14 protein-coding genes and 1 pseudogene are annotated in these 16871 nt (G+C 52.1%); 11 read left to right on the forward strand and 4 right to left on the reverse strand.

Annotated features, from left to right (window positions below):
• Window positions 1–39: 39 nt before the first annotated feature.
• Together M3087_RS05990 and M3087_RS05995 are read right to left on the reverse strand one after the other, a co-directional pair.
• The gene (locus tag M3087_RS05990; protein ID WP_249094386.1) at window positions 40–1182 is read right to left on the reverse strand and encodes a FecR family protein; all 1143 of its coding nucleotides are present in this window, start codon (window positions 1180–1182) and stop codon (window positions 40–42) included.
• Window positions 1183–1233: 51 nt separating this feature from the next.
• On the reverse strand, window positions 1234–1707 hold the full coding sequence (locus M3087_RS05995; RefSeq protein ID WP_157948193.1) for an RNA polymerase sigma-70 factor: 474 nt from the start codon (window positions 1705–1707) through the stop codon (window positions 1234–1236).
• Between the two features lie 329 nt (window positions 1708–2036).
• Between M3087_RS05995 and M3087_RS06000 the strand changes: the two genes are divergently transcribed.
• A complete protein-coding gene (locus tag M3087_RS06000; RefSeq protein ID WP_249094388.1) occupies window positions 2037–3362 on the forward strand; it encodes an NAD(P)/FAD-dependent oxidoreductase in 1326 nt (441 codons plus the stop codon).
• 88 nt (window positions 3363–3450) lie between these two features.
• On the opposite strand, the gene M3087_RS06005 is transcribed toward M3087_RS06000, so the two are convergent.
• Together M3087_RS06005 and gmd are read right to left on the reverse strand one after the other, a co-directional pair.
• Window positions 3451–4524: a GDP-L-fucose synthase family protein gene (locus M3087_RS06005; protein WP_249094391.1), complete on the reverse strand. Its 1074-nt coding sequence runs from the start codon at window positions 4522–4524 to the stop codon at window positions 3451–3453.
• 24 nt (window positions 4525–4548) lie between these two features.
• Window positions 4549–5625: a GDP-mannose 4,6-dehydratase gene (gene gmd, locus M3087_RS06010; protein ID WP_249094394.1), complete on the reverse strand. Its 1077-nt coding sequence runs from the start codon at window positions 5623–5625 to the stop codon at window positions 4549–4551.
• A 327-nt stretch (window positions 5626–5952) separates the two neighbouring features.
• On the opposite strand from gmd, the gene M3087_RS06015 reads away from it, so the two are divergent.
• From M3087_RS06015 to M3087_RS06060, 10 genes and pseudogenes are all read left to right on the forward strand, one after another.
• Window positions 5953–6921, forward strand: coding sequence for a type I phosphomannose isomerase catalytic subunit (locus M3087_RS06015; RefSeq protein WP_249094397.1), 969 nt, complete (start codon window positions 5953–5955; stop codon window positions 6919–6921).
• Window positions 6922–7365: 444 nt separating this feature from the next.
• The gene (locus tag M3087_RS06020) at window positions 7366–8574 is read left to right on the forward strand and encodes an AAA family ATPase (RefSeq protein ID WP_022383775.1); all 1209 of its coding nucleotides are present in this window, start codon (window positions 7366–7368) and stop codon (window positions 8572–8574) included.
• A 12-nt stretch (window positions 8575–8586) separates the two neighbouring features.
• A pseudogene (locus tag M3087_RS06025) lies at window positions 8587–9172 on the forward strand (RloB domain-containing protein).
• A gap of 946 nt (window positions 9173–10118) precedes the next feature.
• Window positions 10119–10604, forward strand: a complete 486-nt coding sequence (locus tag M3087_RS06030) for an HU family DNA-binding protein (RefSeq protein WP_249094400.1) — start codon at window positions 10119–10121, stop codon at window positions 10602–10604.
• Between the two features lie 222 nt (window positions 10605–10826).
• Entirely contained in the window at window positions 10827–12125 is a 1299-nt protein-coding gene (locus M3087_RS06035) for an ATP-binding protein (protein WP_249094403.1), read from the forward strand.
• Window positions 12126–12371: 246 nt separating this feature from the next.
• Window positions 12372–12836: a nucleoside-diphosphate kinase gene (gene ndk, locus M3087_RS06040; protein WP_106484473.1), complete on the forward strand. Its 465-nt coding sequence runs from the start codon at window positions 12372–12374 to the stop codon at window positions 12834–12836.
• A gap of 15 nt (window positions 12837–12851) precedes the next feature.
• A complete protein-coding gene (locus M3087_RS06045) occupies window positions 12852–13718 on the forward strand; it encodes a peptidoglycan DD-metalloendopeptidase family protein (protein ID WP_022383769.1) in 867 nt (288 codons plus the stop codon).
• 194 nt (window positions 13719–13912) lie between these two features.
• A complete protein-coding gene (locus M3087_RS06050) occupies window positions 13913–14932 on the forward strand; it encodes an endonuclease/exonuclease/phosphatase family protein (protein ID WP_249094405.1) in 1020 nt (339 codons plus the stop codon).
• 106 nt (window positions 14933–15038) lie between these two features.
• Window positions 15039–15581 (forward strand): DUF1599 domain-containing protein, encoded by a 543-nt coding sequence (locus M3087_RS06055; protein WP_022383767.1) that lies wholly within the window; start codon window positions 15039–15041, stop codon window positions 15579–15581.
• Entirely contained in the window at window positions 15571–16869 is a 1299-nt protein-coding gene (locus M3087_RS06060) for a BT_3928 family protein (RefSeq protein WP_249094407.1), read from the forward strand. Before M3087_RS06055 ends, M3087_RS06060 begins: the two co-directional genes overlap by 11 nt.
• Window positions 16870–16871: the final 2 nt, after the last annotated feature.

Consider the following 16871-nt stretch of genomic DNA (forward strand, 5'->3'; position numbering starts at 1 on the left):
GTGTGGGTGTCTTGTTGTATCTGACTGATAAGAGAGCCGTTACTCGACCACCAGGTTCACCCCCTCCTTCCGGACCTTGAATTTGCGCAAGCGGTTCAGATAGTCGACCAGCTGCTCCACCTCCTCGTTGCGCGAGGCGCTGAAGTGTACCCGGTAATCCAGGTATGCCGCATTGCGGAACACGACACCCAGGTTGTACCAGCGTCCGACCTCACGCAAGATGGTCTTGAGAGGCGCATCATCAAAATAGAAGAAACCCTGCACCCACTGAGTCACTGCAAACGTGTCAACCGCATGCACATCAACCACCTGACCGGCTTCGTTCCAGCAAGCATCCTGTCCGGGTTGCAGACGCGCCGCTGCCTCATCCGTTCCGGGCTGCATCACTTCCACACTACCTTTGACCAGCGACACATGTGCCTCCTCGTCCCGGTAATTCCGGAAGTTGAATTCCGTACCCAGCACACGCACCTTCAGTCGGTCCGTCTCCACATAGAACGGTGCACGTTCATCGTGTGCCACCTTGAAGAAGGCCTCTCCGTGCAAGACTACCCGACGCTCCTTCTCCGTGAATGCTGACGGGAATTCGATGGTGCTCTCGGCATTCAGCCATACCTCCGAACCATCGGGGAGAATCACCTTAAAGTCCATTCCCCGGGGAGTGGACAGCTTCTGCAAGGTCACAGGTTGCACCCGAAGCCTTCCTGCCGTTCCAGCTTCTTCCTTCGACAGCTCATCGGCTGATGCCGCCAGTCGGTAAGACAACGAATCGTGTCCCGTCAAGTCCACCACTCCGTCAGCATCGTGCAGGACCACCTGTTGGGGCATCCGCTCATACTGCATGGCAACCACGTCATGTACAGCCTGCAAGCGAGGTTCTACCCAGGCATCATAGCCCATAATGCCAATCCACATTGCCGCCGCTCCAGCCAGCGCAGCCACCCATATCTGCCACGTGCGTCTTCTGGTTTCCAAACGTACAGGCTTTCTCTCGCTCCGGAACTGTTTCCAGGCAGCCTCAGCATCCGGACGGGGACGCGTATGCCTGTCGTGAGCCATGCGAGCCCACACCACGCAACGGGCTTCCTCCTCTGTCAGCTGACGCTCCGCCTCGTCTGGATCGTTTCCAACAGGCTGTGTTGTCAGTCTGCCTGCCTGTTCCTTTTTATCGTCTGTATCCATACTAATCAGATTTATCTATAAAACACCCCATTCACCGGAAGAGACACCCGGTCAGTCTGTCTTTTTCTTATTAAAAACAGCTCTTAACATTGCAAAAGCTTTGTTCATGTGCTTGTGGACCGCGCTGACACTGATGTTCAGTTCATCGCCCACCTCCTTGTATTTCCGACCTTCAAAGTAACACTGTTCAAAGATGAAACGGGTCTGACTGGTAAAGCTGTCCATAACCCGGTCAATCTCCCGCAGCCGTGCTTCCCTCTCAGCCTCATCCTCGTCCATGGCTTCCACTTTCATAGCCAGGAAATAATCCTGATACTTACCTTCTATAACCTTATGGCGCAAGTGGTTCATACAACGATTCCGTACACTCCGAAACAGGTAAGCGTCCAAGTTCTCATTACGCAACCGTTCATAGTGCACCCACAATTCGCCAAATACATCACTCACTACATCACGCGCCACCTCGGCATCTTCGACCCAATCGCACGCCGTGTAGTAGAGTCTGTCGTAATTCTTCCTGAACAAAGTCTCAAACTCTTGTTCGAAAGTATGTCTATCGTTTGATTTGTCCCGCATCGGTCAAGATTAAAGGAGGTTATAAGTTATGGGAGCAACAAATATACGTATTTCCTGAAACCGACCTGCATCCGATGCCTTGAAAAACAATCCGTCTCTTCATTTTCTTCCATTTGCCCCTTGAACTCCCTTACCGACGGTATACTATTCCATGGACGGACCAGAGCGCAACAAGGGATACACCAGTCTGTCTGAAGAGACTGTTAAATCTGTCGAAATTCAGCAGATAATCCGTTGTTTTTGCCGTAACTTCGCCGCGCAATCATAACCAACCGACTATGAGTTTAAACATTGAACGAACCGACCGCAAACGTGTGGTCATTGTAGGTGGCGGCTTCGGTGGTCTGAAGCTTGCCAATGAGTTGCATAACTCCGGGTTCCAGGTAATCCTGATCGACCGCAACAATTACCACCAGTTCCCTCCCCTGATTTACCAGGTGGCGGCATCGGGACTGGAACCCAGCTCCATCGCGTTCCCCTTCCGGAAACTCTTCAAACGGAACAAGGATATCTATTTCCGCCTGGCGGAAGCAAGGGTCATCTGGCCCGAGAAGAAGCTGTTGCAGACTTCCATCGGCAAGGTGGAATATGACTACTTAGTGCTGGCAGCCGGCGCTACATCCAACTTCTTCGGCAACCAGGCCGTGGAACGGGAAGCCATCCCGATGAAGACACTCTCCGAGGCCATGGGCCTGCGCAATGCCTTGTTGGGCAACTTCGAACGGAGCATCACCTGCGCAACGGCTGAAGAACGCCGGGAACTGCGCACCATCGTGATTGTGGGAGGCGGTGCCACCGGTGTGGAGATTGCCGGTGCACTAGCGGAAATGAAGCGTTACATCTTCCCGAAGGATTATCCGGAGATGGACATGAGCGAGGTGCGTGTCATCCTGATTGAAGCAGGCAGCCGTCTGCTGGCAGCCATGTCGCCGGTGTCGTCGGAGAAAGCCCGGAAGTTCCTGGAACAGATGGGTGTGGAGGTGAGGGTGAACACCCGCGTGCTGGACTACAAGGACTACCGCGTGTGCCTCGAAGGCGGAGAGTCCATCCCGAGCCGTACGTTCATCTGGGTCAGCGGAATCCAGGCAAACATCGTGGAGAACATGCCTGCCGACTGCCTCGGCAGAGGAAGGCGAATCAAGGTTGATGCGTTCAACCGGGTGGAAGGCATGGACGACGTGTTCTGCATCGGCGACCAGGCACTCATGACAGCCGACGCCCGCTATCCCAACGGACATCCGCAGCTGGCACAAGTCGCCATCCAACAAGGACGTCTGTTGGCACGCAACCTGAAACGACTGGCTAAAGGTGAACCGATGCAACCGTTCGCCTACCGGAATCTGGGCACCATGGCGACCGTCGGACGAAACAAAGCCGTGGTGGAGCTGGGAGCGGTGAAGTTCCAGGGATGGTTTGCCTGGGTGCTCTGGCTGGTCGTGCATCTGCGCTCCATCCTGGGCGTGCGCAACAAGATGAATGTGTTGCTCAACTGGATGTGGAACTACTTCACCTACGAGCATTCGTTGCGCTCCATCATCTATGCCAAGAAGGCGAAAGTGGTCATCGACCGTGAACAACGGGAAGCCACCGTGCACCTGAAATAGGAAGCAATAAACAAAGGGGACAAGCGGACGAGGCGAATCACTCCAGACCTCATCAGCTTGTCCCCTTTCTTTATTAGTCAGCTCGTACTTATCGTCCCAGGTACCAGTCGTACATACGGCGGACACCCTCCTCAATCTCGATGGTGTGGTGCCAGCCGAGGGCATGCAGCTTGCTCACGTCGGTCAGCTTGCGCAGGGTACCGTCCGGCTTCGACGCATCCCAACGGATTTCACCCTTGAAGCCCACCGTCCCGGCAATCAACTCAGCCAACCGGCGGATGGTAATCTCCTTGCCTGTACCAATGTTGATGTGGCAGTTGCGCACCTCTTGCGAACCGGGTGCATACGTATCTGCAAAATCGACATGCTCCATCACGAAGACCGTGGCATCTGCCATCTCTTCGCTCCACAGGAACTCACGCAGCGGCGTCCCCGTTCCCCACAGCGTCACCACGCCGGGAGCTATGCCATAGTGTGCCAGCACTTCGAGTATCTCTACGTCGGCAGCAGAACCGTCGACACCCTCCACCGGACGGAGATTCAGGTCGTGCCGTACAGCCTCCCAGTTGCCTTCCGACAGGCAATGCGCCAGATGAATCTTCCGTACCATGGCAGGCAGCACATGGCTGTTTTCCAGATGGAAGTTGTCGTTCGGACCGTAGAGGTTGGTAGGCATCACGGCGATGTAGTTGGTCCCGTATTGCAAGTTAAAGCTCTCGCACATCTTCAGTCCGGCAATCTTGGCGATGGCATACGGCTCGTTGGTGTACTCCAGCGGTGAGGTGAGCAGGGCTTCTTCCTTGATCGGTTGCGGAGCCTCCCGCGGATAGATGCAGGTGCTGCCCAGGAAGACCAGCTTCTTCACCCCGTGACGATAGCTCTCTCCGATGACATTCTGCTGAATCTGCAGGTTCTGCCAGATAAAGTCGGCACGCTGATGCAGGTTTGCCCAGATACCTCCCACATGGGCGGCAGCCAGGATGACAGCTTCCGGCTGTTCTTCATCAAAGAAGCGGCGCACGGCAGCCCCGTCGAGCAAATCCAGCTCGGCATGAGTGCGCCCCACCAGCCGGGTATATCCTTTTTGCTTCAGGTTGTTCCAGATGGCAGAACCCACCAGCCCGCGATGTCCTGCCACGTATATCTTTGTGTTCTTATCCATTTTTACGATTTCCAATTATCCAAATCACAGGTTCGCCTTCAGGTGCAGCTTCTTCACGAAACGCATGTCATGGGCAACCATGATACGCACCAGTTCGGCAAAGGACGTCTTTTGCGGATTCCAGCCCAGGAGTGTCTTTGCCTTGGTCGGGTCACCCAACAGCTGCTCGACTTCGCAGGGACGGAAATACTTCGGGTCGACCTCCACCAGCACACGTCCGGTAGCCGTGTCGATGCCCTTCTCGTCCACCCCTTCGCCTTCCCAACGCAAGTCGATGCCGGCCTCATGGAATGCCAGGGTACAGAACTCACGCACGGTATGCATCTCACCGGTTGCAATGACAAAGTCCTCGGGAGTCTCGTGCTGGAGAATCAGCCACATGCACTCCACATAGTCCTTGGCATAGCCCCAGTCGCGGCGTGCGTCGAGGTTGCCCAGATAGAGTTTGTCCTGATGTCCCTGGGCGATGCGGGCTGCCGCCAAGGTAATCTTACGTGTGACGAAGTTCTCGCCGCGACGTTCACTCTCGTGGTTGAACAGGATGCCGTTCACGCAATACATGCCATAGCTCTCGCGGTAGTTCTTCGTTATCCAGAAACCATACTGCTTGGCCACTCCATAGGGCGAACGCGGATAGAAAGGAGTCGTCTCGCGCTGGGGAATTTCCTGCACCTTACCGAAAAGCTCGGAAGTGGATGCCTGGTAGATGCGGCAGGTCTTCTCCAGTCCGCAGATGCGCACCGCCTCCAGCAGACGCAACGTCCCGAGTGCATCCGCCTCTGCCGTATATTCAGGTACGTCAAAGCTGACTTTCACATGGCTCTGTGCAGCCAGGTTATAGATTTCATCGGGCTTCACCTGCGCAATGATGCGGATGAGCGAACTGGAGTCCGTCATGTCGCCCCAATGCAAGTTCACGAGTCGGCTTTTCTTCATGTCGCGCACCCACTCGTCCAAGTACAGATGCTCGATGCGTCCGGTGTTAAACGATGAGGAACGGCGCAGAATGCCATGCACCTCATACCCTTTCTCCAACAGATACTCGGCCAAGAACGAACCGTCCTGACCGGTGATTCCTGAAATTAATGCTACTTTTTTCATCTATTTACTATGTATTCAGTCCTAATGAATGGGCGGAATGCCGGAATGAACAGTGGCCGCACGCCTGCCGGCATCATCCGTCCGCTAAAACGAGTCAAAGGAATACATATTCTGCCAAAATCGCAAGAAATCCTTCCCATTTTTTAAATCCTCCCGCCTTCCTACAAATAATTCCCATTTTTTATAGAGCCCTATCAAATCTATGGCTACCTTTGCAACTCACAAACTAACCGTAAGTAAGAAGGATGCACATCCGCCGTGTCCCGCCCGGCTGAAGAGCCAGTCACGGAAGCACACCAGCCGATGTCCATCAAGATTGTTTTCGTAATGTATTTATTTAAATTCGAACCTCTGCTGAAGCAGACCCTTTGGGGCGGTGACAAAATCAGGACGTACAAACACCTGCACAACACCCTTCCCCATGTGGGCGAAAGCTGGGAATTGTCCGGAGTCCCCGGGCATGAGTCTGTCGTGGCCAATGGCGAATGGAAAGGCACCCTGCTGCCCGACCTCATCGGTCACCTGGGAGCCGACCTTGTCGGCGCCGACAACCTTGCCCGACACGGCAATCTCTTCCCACTTCTGGTGAAATTCATCGATGCCCGCCTAGACCTTTCCATCCAAGTACATCCCGACGACCGCCTGGCACACGAACGCCACGGCTGTCCCGGAAAGAACGAAATGTGGTATGTCATTGCCGCCGAACCCGGTGCACGCCTCTGTGCCGGACTGTCACAGACCATTGATGCCGACGAATACGAACGCCGCGTCCGGGAAGGCACCATCGAAGAGGTGCTCTGTTTCCACGACCTGCATGCCGGAGATGTCTTCCACATCCCTGCCGGACGGGTACACAGCATCGGTGCCGGGACGTTCCTTGCCGAGATTCAACAGACGAGCGACATCACCTACCGTATCTATGACTTCAACCGCCGCGACGACAACGGAAACCTGCGCGAGCTGCATACCGAGCTGGCAAAGGATGCCATCGACTACCGCGTACTCGCCGACTACCGCTCCCACTACACGCCGCACGCCAACGAACCGGTGGAACTGGTGACATCGCCCCAGTTTACCACCTCGCTCTACGACCTGACCGAGCCGATGTGTTGCGACTATTCCGACCTGGACACCTTCATCATCTATGTCTGCACGGCCGGAGCAGCCACCCTGCACAGCGACGGAGACCATTCACTGCCCATCAGCCAAGGCGAGACCGTACTCGTCCCTGCCTGTACACGCTGGGTGGACATACGGCCCGAAGGTCACGTCACCCTGCTGGAAAGCTGGACTTAACCCCAACCGGTCACAAGTCCGGACACAAATGACGCCGGTGAAACGAAGCCCCGTCCTCCTTTCGAGGCGCATCGGGCATCCGTTTCACCGGCGTCATTTGTTTGGGAAAAGACCGTTTCCCCCAGGGAGAATCACTCCTCCGTCATTGGCTCTCCATTCAGTTGCCTCCTGAATCCGGTCCAGAAGTCTTTGCCGAAAAAATACTTCCGTCTAGCACCTACCGGGGTGCCACAGCCGCAACGATGGGCGGGATTGCACGGCAAAGATACGGAGTAAATATAAGAAATAAGACTGTTTGTATGTTAAATTACTTAAGAGATGCAGTACAAAGGAAAGCAACGAGCACTATTAGTTTCATGAAATCGCACAAAAGCTGCAAATTTTCAATACTAATATTAGTTTAATACGAAAGTTCCAATTACTTTTGTCAAAAACAAAAGAACTATGATAGCAGAGATTAAGTTCAAAAACCTCTTTTCGTTCAGGGATGAGACCGTATTGAGCTTCGAGGCTGACAAGAGCAAAGACATGGAAGCCTATCATGTAATAGAGCTGGACAAAAATGTCAGACTCTTAAAAATCGCCGTAGTCTATGGAGCAAATGCTTCCGGCAAAAGCAACATCATCAAAATCTGTGACTTCCTGAAATCATTCATCACCTATACCCCTCTAAACAAGGCTGAACAGATACCGGTGCTCCCTTTCCTCCTGAATTCAGACAACCGGAAGCTCCTGTCCGAATATTCCATTTCATTCTACCTGACAACAGACAGAAAAACCACCCGTTATGTCTATTCCGTTGCTTTGGACCACACACATGTGGCAAAAGAGACACTGGCCTATTACCCCAGCCAACAGCCTGCTACCATCTTTGAAAGAAGTACGGAGAACGGCGTGTCTGTCATCAGATTCGGACAACGAATCAAAGCTACACAAGCCGTCAAAGAAGAGATAACCCTGAAATGCCTGCAAAACATGTCTGTGTTTGCTGCCTACATGCAGGTAAATACCCACCTTGCGGAATTGGAAACCGTACTTCAGTATCTGACAAGACGGATCATGCCTGCCGTCGTTCCGACCTCACCACTGAACCGGTATGCGGAAGAATCGATTAAGGATGAATCGGCGAAAGAGTATATACTGAGATACTTGCAGGAAGCCGATTTCAACATCTCCAACATTAGCTCCAAAGAGCAGAAGACAAAAAGAGGTACGGTCAATGCCACCATCTATCAGCATCAGGTCTTTTCAGACGATGGGGCATCCGATTTTTATGAATTTCCGGAGATGTTTGAGTCAGATGGCACCATCCGAACTTTCGGACTGGCAGCCCAAGTGCAAAAGGCCCTTGAAAACAATGCTTTCCTTGCTGTCGATGAGATTGAATCCTCCCTACATCCCAAGCTCATCGAATACATCATCGAACGCTTCCTGAAAGAATCCGAACAAGCACAACTGTTGCTCACCACACATTATGACGGTCTGTTGGAGGAGGACGATTTGCTTCGGAAAGACACCATCTGGTTTACGGAAAAAAATACAGACGGCTCCAGTGCCCTTTATCCTTTGACAGATTTCAAGGGACTGAACCGGATCAGTTCTCTCCGGAAAGCCTATAAATTCGGTAAATTCGGTGCAGTCCCTAACTTATAATCAACCAGTCTCATGAGAAAAGCCAGCAAACACACAGCCACCCGACAAATCATTCATGTTGTAGGTGAAGTACTGACGGAGTTGTTCTATTTCAGCCACCTGAAGAAACTACTTGGTTATAGATACTCCATCTCCCCCACGCCTGTTCGAGAACAACAGTATCGAGAAGATTGAGAAGAAAATCAAGGAGCTGCTTGATGAAGATGTTTTTGTCATCTGTGTTTTTGATGCCGATGTCAGCAGACGCTCTGAGGCAGAAAACAAAAAGATGGTAGCACTCAAAAACAAATATGAAAAGAATAAAAATGTGATTCTATGCGACAGCCTGCAGTCCATAGAATACTGGTTCTTACTGCACTTTGAAGATACGTGTCGCCATTTCAAGGATTCAGCAGCAACAGAAAAGGCTTTGAAACACTATCTGCCTGCATACGACAAGACACGCAAATATCTTGAAAAAGACAAATGGGTCAGAGACATGCTTGCAGACGAAAAGATGAACAAGGCATGTGAATTGGCTGAGAAATATAGAGGTCGTGATTCCTATAGCGAGATTTATAAAGCAATCAGGAAAGTAAGTGAACCGGCAGCTGACTAAAAACAAATACACGAGTGCCTGACCTCCGGCAGCCCAACCTACCTCTCCTGTAAACATTTCACCGAACAGAAAGAAAGCAAAAACGGAAGATTTGCTTGACAGATTTAGCTCTATTGCCATTTCCAGCTAACGCGTATTTTTGAGGAACGGAGTAAAGTAGGTTATTTTAAGAATAAACATACGCTTCCTGACGCATAAACATTCCATTCAAGGCTCAAAGTTGCATGTTTATTCACTCAAACAATATTGTTTGGCTCGTCAAACACAAGTGTTTCATCCGTCAAACAATATTGTTTGGCAAGTGAAACAATATTGTTTCGCGATTCGAACATTTGTTTTTGCTGACAAACAACAATAATAAACCGAATTTTACATTCATTTACTTCTAGTTTGCTTGTCATACGCCCATTTTCCCAACTATGAATGTGCTCATAGGAACCACCTTTCATCTGACAAAAAGAATACAGCAAGTGCATAACGCCTACTCCATTGACAAGACAATCGCCCAATCTTCATCATTGTGTATTTTGCGAATCGCCTGAGAATGCCCTCCAAATCCACCGCCACGTATTTTGCTCCGAAAGAAGCCCGTCTGGAGCGATTCGTTTGACAAAAAGACAAAATGGACGGGAGAATGACAGTTTGATAGAAAGGGGTGTAAAAAGAGAACCTAACCAGGAGCCACACTATACCTTATTATATTATGAAGACCGGGCGAGCAGACCGCTTGCCCCTACATTTGCCCCTGAATCGGATAGCTACGAAACACTCCCCGCATCCAGTGTGAACGCAAGAATGAACGCAAACGGTGCATTTCGCTTTCCGGAGCCTGCAACAAGGACTACCTTTGCAAAGTGATTCAATGACGGACGCACATCCCGGGAACGGACGGAGAAGAACCACGGAAGAAATCACGAACGTCTAACTCAAATCAACAACAAATCACATGGCTCTAATCTACAAGGTAAAACAAGCAAGCAGGGCAACGAAGGAAGGCAAGAAGCTCTACCATCCGTCCATCATCAGCATGGGAATCATAACCACTGCCCAACTGGCAAAAGAAATCGCGGAGTATTCTTCGCTCACGGCAGGTGACGTCAAAAGCACCATCGCCAACCTCATCACCGTCATGCGGAAGCATCTGGTTGCCTCCGAAGTGGTGGAACTCGACGGTATCGGGACGTTCCGGATTCGGCTAAGGTCGCAAGGCAACGGGGCGGAAACCCCGGATGAAGTCTTTCCCCAACAGTCTGTCCCCAGACTCTATTTCCGTACGGCTGCCAAACGCAGCATCACCCGTAGCACCGCACTGTGGGCACTGCTCGAGAACTTGGAATACCGACACATCGACCAACTACAGGGCAGTACGACCCCTCAAGCCTTCTCGGAATCGGATAGGGAGAAGAAGGAAGAGGCGAATCAAGACTTCTGAGAAACGGTCTCAGACCCGAATCGCACAATAATCTGACAGCAAAAGACACCGGAGCATGCAGGCCCTCTGCATACGCGGTGTCTTTGCATATCATCCCCCCTCTTTTGTAGTAAACCGACAGGCACAATGAATATCTTTCCTTTTTTGAAGGAAAAAATCAGAGAATATTTCCTTCAAAAAAGGAAAGATTCTCTATTTTTGTCCTTACAAAAAGGAAACATCATGAGAAAGGACGTCATCAAATCGCTCATTGCCCTCAAGCAAGAGGAAATCCCGTTCAGCATCATCGAACGGGACACGGCCCTGCCCATTGACCGGAAAAAGATTATCACAGTGCCCGGCGTGCGACGTTGCGGCAAATCGACCAGGATGGAAATTGCCATCAATCATCTGGTAAAAGAAGGAGTCTCTCCCAAAAAAATCCTATGGCTAGGCTTCGATGATGAACGCCTGAAGAGCATGGAGGCGGAAGAGCTGGACCAGGTCATCACAGCATACATGGAAATGTATCCCGACATACCCATCAAAGAGGCTTACCTGTTTTTCGATGAAATCCAGCTCATCAAGGATTGGGAGTATTTTGTCCTGCGTGTCTACAAGTCCTATTGCAAGAACATCTATATCTGCGGAAGCAACGCCACCATGCTTTCCAGTGAACTGAAATCTGTCTTAAGAGGATACCCACTGGAATATGAGACATATCCCCTCTCTTTCACCGAATTCTGCCGTTTCAGAGGCATCAGCACCCAGTGTTTCCTGGAGCAGGACAAGGCACGACTGAAAACGACATTCGACCAGTACAACCGCAGCAGCTCTTTTCCGGAAATCGTACTCACGACGTCCAAAATCGAACAGTTGAAACTGCTCCACGGCTATTTCGATGCCATGATTCTACGCGACCTGGCCGAACACTATCACATCACTAATACCGGGATACTCCGTTACTTCGTCAAACGTATCATGGCAAACTTGACCAAACCGACTTCCATCAATGCCATCTATAACGACATCAAATCGCAAGGTCTCAAAATAAGCAAGGATGAACTCTACCTGTGGGGTGACTATGTCTGCAACATATTCCTGTTCCTGAGAATCCCCAAATACGACCGGTCGCTGGTCAGAGAACGGAAGTCGCTGGACAAATACTACTGTATCGACAACGGATTACGCAGCGCCGTGCTCATGCCTCAGAGCAACGACGACGGAAAGAACCTTGAAAACACCGTTTTCCTGCAATTGCAACGCCAGAAGTTACCGACCGACAAGATATCCTATTTCCAGGGGAAAGGAGAATGCGACTTTGTGCTCCAACGTGAGGACAAGGTGATTCAGCTCATACAGGTCACCTGGAGTATGAGTGACCGTGAAACACGGGAACGGGAGATAAAAGGATTACTCGAAGCATCTGCCGACACCGGATGCAACGAACTGCTGATCATTACACACGACGAGGAGTCCTCCCTTGAACAGGATAGCAAACATATCCGGGTGGTGCCTGCCTGGCAATGGCTCCTGAATTAAGCAGGAAACTCCTGCCTGCCAACCTGCTGTCAGTCCTCCCTGATGAACCTCTGTTCCCTGGTGACCCGACAACGCTCCGCCTCCGATTGTCAAAAATCAGAGCAAAGTTTCCGAAAGGCATTTGAGTTAAAATCGTTAATAATCTTAGTTTTTTCTCAAAAAAGGGAGTGCAGACTTTCGCTTATTAAGGAATAAGCTGTATCTTTGGGCGTTTTTGAATTTAGTATGAACGTCTAATAACATGAAATTATGGAAAAAACACTGGTCATATTGAAACCATGCACGCTGCAACGCGGATTGGTAGGTGAAATCACCAACCGGTTTGAACGCAAGGGCTTGCGTCTGGCAGGCATGAAAATGATACAACTAACAGACGAGATACTAAATCAACACTACGCGCACCTGAGTGCAAAACCGTTTTTTCAGCGGGTGAAAGACTCGATGATGGTGACTCCTGTGATTGTGTGCTGCTATGAAGGCGTCGATGCCGTGCAGACCGTACGCGCAATGGCAGGTGTGACGAATGGTCGTTTGGCTGCCCCCGGAACCATTCGAGGTGACTACTCGATGAGCTTCCAGGAAAACATTGTCCACACCTCAGATTCCCCTGAAAACGCGGAGATTGAGTTAAACCGTTTTTTTAAACCAGAAGAAATCTTCGAATACAAACAGGCTACCTTCGGGTACCTGTATGCAAACGACGAGTACTAAAAGTTTTTTAGAGGAATGATATTAAGGACTATCAGAACTGCAACTGTGGCGCTCTTGGCAATGGTCGGTGTGACAGCCTCCGCACAAGACCTGCTCGCAAGCCAAGCGCCCATCGACAAGAAAATGCGGGCAATCGACTCAGTGGCTCTCCAACGCCAGATCCAAAAGGAGAAAATGGAATACCCGGGCTTTGCCCTGTATCCGAACTGGACAAACGAGCGCGTTCATGTGTATGGCAACGTTGCCATGCCCGACTCGTTCACCATTGACCTGAAGGGTTTCTGCATGCCCACTGACAACCGTAAGATAACCTCCAAGTATGGTCCCCGCCGCCGACGCATGCACAAAGGGGTGGACGTGAAAGTCTACATCGGCGACACCATCCGCTCGGCTTTTGACGGAAAGGTACGCGTGGTGCAATATGAACGTCGCGGTTATGGCAAATACGTGGTCATTCGTCACGACAACGGATTGGAGACCATCTACGGACACTTGTCGAAGCAGCTGGTAGGTGAAAACCAGATAGTCAAAGCGGGAGAACCCATCGGACTGGGTGGAAACACCGGACGTTCCACGGGATCACACCTCCACTTCGAGACCCGCTTCCTCGGACAGGACATCGACCCGACGAGAATGTTTGACTTCCCCAATCAGGATATTGTTGCAGACACTTATACCTACTACAAACCGGGCAGCCGGAAAGGAAGCAAGACAGAAGGTAGCAACAGCAGTTCGGAAATCCGCTATTATCGTGTACGGAAGGGCGACACGCTGTCGAAGATTGCTGCACGTCAAGGTGTCTCCGTACGCCGCTTGTGTCAGCTGAACGGCATCACGACCCGTACGACACTGCGCATCGGACAAGTGCTGCGCTTCTCCTGACAAGACCTGGGGATAGAACCTCGTATTTAAGTCAACTGATAGACATAGACAACGCGGATGACGCGGACTTCTCTTCATCGCCACACCCGGGATGAATGAGTATCCCCGTGTCATCCGCGTTGTCTGTATCCGGATGGGGACAACACAACCTTCCGTCCGCCAACCATTCCTTCCCTTAACTGACGCATTGGACCATGAACATCTTTCGTCTGCTTGCCTGGGGCATCATCTGGAGCCTGGGCATGACCACCAGTCCGGCACAGACCAACCGTTTCCGGGTGATGGAGTACAACACAGAGAACCTCTTTGACTGCCGACACGACACCCTGAAGGACGACCTCGCCTACCTGCCGGAAGCCACACGACACTGGACTCCCTACCGTCTCCACAACAAACTGCTGAAGCTGGGACGGCTGATAGCCGCCGTCGGCAAAGAACAGGCACCGGACCTCATCGCCCTGTGCGAGGTGGAAAACGACTCCGTGCTCATCAAACTGACCCAACATACTCCCCTGAGAACATTGGACTACCGCTTCATCATCACCCATTCGCCCGACGAACGGGGCATCGACGTCGCCCTGCTCTACCAGCGGGCACGCTTCAGGGTCCTGTCACACCACAGCATCCCCGTCCCTTTGCCTTCCGATGAAAGACCGACGCGTGACCTGCTCCACGTGAGCGGACGCATTGCCACCGGGGACACACTCGACGTGATTGTCTGCCACCTGCCTTCACGCATCACAGGGGCACGACGGGGCAGACTGCGACGACAACGGGCAGCAGAGGTCCTGAAGAGGTGTTGCGACTCGCTGATGCATGTCCGTAGGGAACCGCGTCTGTTAGTAACCGGCGACTTCAACGACACTCCGGAGGGAGACGTCGTACAGGGAGTGATGCAGGCAGGAGCACCGGACAACACTCCCTCACCTCACCGCCTCTACAACCTGATGGCAGGGAAACGTCCGGGGACCTACCGCTACCGGGGTGAGTGGAGCACCATCGACCACCTGCTGGTCTCCGGGTTATTGCTGGACGAAAGTGCAGGCTTCCACACCCGCAGCGATGCAGCCACCATCGTGACCTTCCCCTATCTGCTCGAAAGGGAAAAGCGATACGGCGGGCTCCGTCCTGCACGGACCTACAACGGCATGCGTTACAACGGCGGCTACAGCGACCATTTGCCCATCCGGGTAGACTTCTTCCTGCCGCAATGAGACGGGGACAGCCGTTTTTCGTTCCTGTCCGGAAGCTCTTCTACAGAATAGATGGGCTTTTCAGCGAGATTGTGTATCTTTGTGCACGCTAGACATAAATGAACTTATGAACGATACGAATCAGCAATTCCAACAGGTCATGACGGTGTGTCGCGACCTTTTTGCCAAGAAGCTGCATGACTACGGCGCGGCATGGCGCATCATGCGTCCCTCCTCCGTGACCGACCAGATACTTATCAAGGCGAACCGCATACGCAGTCTGGAAATCAAAGGGGTATCCCTGGTGGGCGAAGGCATCCGCCCGGAGTTTATCGGCATTGTCAACTATGGCATCATCGGTCTGATACAGCTTGAGCTGGGTTACTGCGACCGTGACGACCTGAGCACCGACCGGGCACTGGAACTGTACGACAAGTATGCCAAGGCGGCACTTGACCTGATGATCGCCAAGAACCACGACTACGATGAAGCATGGCGCAGCATGCGCATCACCTCCTATACCGATCTCATCCTGATGAAGATTTACCGCACGAAGCAGATTGAATCCTTGTCGGGACAGACCCTGGTGTCGGAAGGCATCGATGCCAACTACATGGACATGATAAACTATTCGGTATTCGCACTCATCAAGCTTGACTATGGAGAGTAAGACAATGCATCGTGCCAACGTGGTGTGGACCAACTTCTGCCGGTTTGCCTTGGGCATCGTGTTCATCTTCTCCGGCTTTGTCAAGGCGGACGATCCCTATGGCATGGTCTACAAGCTTCAGGACTATTTCGTGGCATTCGGATGGACCGACTTCATGCCTTCCTTCATGCCCCTCTTCCTGTCGTGCCTGCTTGCTGTCTTCGAGTTCACGCTGGGTGTCTATCTCTTCTTCGGAATCCGCAAGAGGCTGACCTCCATCGCTGTAGCGTTGGTGATGCTGGTCATGACGCCTTTCACACTCTACCTCGCCATCGCCAATCCGGTGTCAGACTGCGGCTGCTTCGGCGACGCACTGAAGCTGACCAACTGGGAAACCTTCTGGAAGAACGTCGTGCTGCTGGTGTTCGCCCTGTGGCTGTTCAAGCACTACCGGCTGGTGGTGAAGTTCATCAGCAAGAAGAACCAATGGATTATCTCCATGTACGGCATCCTCTACAGCGTTGCCATCGTGTCCTACTGCATCTTCTACCTGCCCATCTTCGACTTCCGTCCGTACTACATCGGTGCGAACATCAAGGAACAGATGAGCATCCCTGAAGGCGAGGAGCCTCCGGTCTATGACACCACGTTCATCCTGGAAAAGGACGGCGTGCAGAAGGAATTCACACTGGACAATTACCCCGACAGCACCTGGACGTTCGTCGACAGCCGCCTCCACCTGGTGAAGGAGGGCTACGTGCCGCCGATTGCCGACTTCTCCCTGCGCCTTTATGATACGGGGGACGAGGTGACGGACTTCATCCTGAGCGAACCGGGATACACGTTCCTCCTGATTTCCCCATCACTGGGAGATGCCGACGACGGTTCGATAGACCTCATCAACGAGATTTATGACTACAGCATGGAGAACGGTTACCCCTTCTACTGTGTGACCCCTTCGCCGGAAGAGGAAGTGGAACAGTGGAAGGACCGCACCGGGGCTGAATATCCGTACCTGATCGGTGATGAAACCGTACTGAAGACCGTCGTGCGTTCCAACCCGGGACTGGTGCTGCTCAAGGAAGGTACCATCATCAACAAATGGAGCTTCCAGAACCTGCCCGACGAGTATGCGCTCAACGGACGGCTGGAGGAGATTCCGCTGGGACAAATCCAACAAATGCCCCTCACCCACCGTGTGGGCATCGTGTTCCTCTGGTTCATTGTGCCGCTGGCGGTATTCACCCTGCTCGACAACTGGTATCACCTCTACCAGGCACGCAAGAACCGACGGGCACAGGGTGCCTGATA

Source organism: Mediterranea sp. ET5 (assembly GCF_023337025.1).
Classification (GTDB): Bacteria; Bacteroidota; Bacteroidia; order Bacteroidales; family Bacteroidaceae; genus Phocaeicola_A.

Bases quoted from the DNA above. Each gene is read 5' to 3' on its own strand.
- gmd (WP_249094394.1), bottom strand. From the start codon at position 5,625: ATGAAAAAAGTAGCATTAATTTCAGGAATCACCGGTCAGGACGGTTCG.
- M3087_RS06060 (WP_249094407.1), top strand. From the start codon at position 15,571: ATGGAGAGTAAGACAATGCATCGTGCCAACGTGGTGTGGACCAACTTC.
- M3087_RS06030 (WP_249094400.1), top strand. From the start codon at position 10,119: ATGGCTCTAATCTACAAGGTAAAACAAGCAAGCAGGGCAACGAAGGAA.
- M3087_RS06000 (WP_249094388.1), top strand. From the start codon at position 2,037: ATGAGTTTAAACATTGAACGAACCGACCGCAAACGTGTGGTCATTGTA.
- M3087_RS06020 (WP_022383775.1), top strand. From the start codon at position 7,366: ATGATAGCAGAGATTAAGTTCAAAAACCTCTTTTCGTTCAGGGATGAG.
- M3087_RS06015 (WP_249094397.1), top strand. From the start codon at position 5,953: ATGTATTTATTTAAATTCGAACCTCTGCTGAAGCAGACCCTTTGGGGC.
- M3087_RS06035 (WP_249094403.1), top strand. From the start codon at position 10,827: ATGAGAAAGGACGTCATCAAATCGCTCATTGCCCTCAAGCAAGAGGAA.
- M3087_RS06055 (WP_022383767.1), top strand. From the start codon at position 15,039: ATGAACGATACGAATCAGCAATTCCAACAGGTCATGACGGTGTGTCGC.
- M3087_RS06005 (WP_249094391.1), bottom strand. From the start codon at position 4,524: ATGGATAAGAACACAAAGATATACGTGGCAGGACATCGCGGGCTGGTG.
- M3087_RS05990 (WP_249094386.1), bottom strand. From the start codon at position 1,182: ATGGATACAGACGATAAAAAGGAACAGGCAGGCAGACTGACAACACAG.
- M3087_RS06050 (WP_249094405.1), top strand. From the start codon at position 13,913: ATGAACATCTTTCGTCTGCTTGCCTGGGGCATCATCTGGAGCCTGGGC.
- M3087_RS06045 (WP_022383769.1), top strand. From the start codon at position 12,852: ATGATATTAAGGACTATCAGAACTGCAACTGTGGCGCTCTTGGCAATG.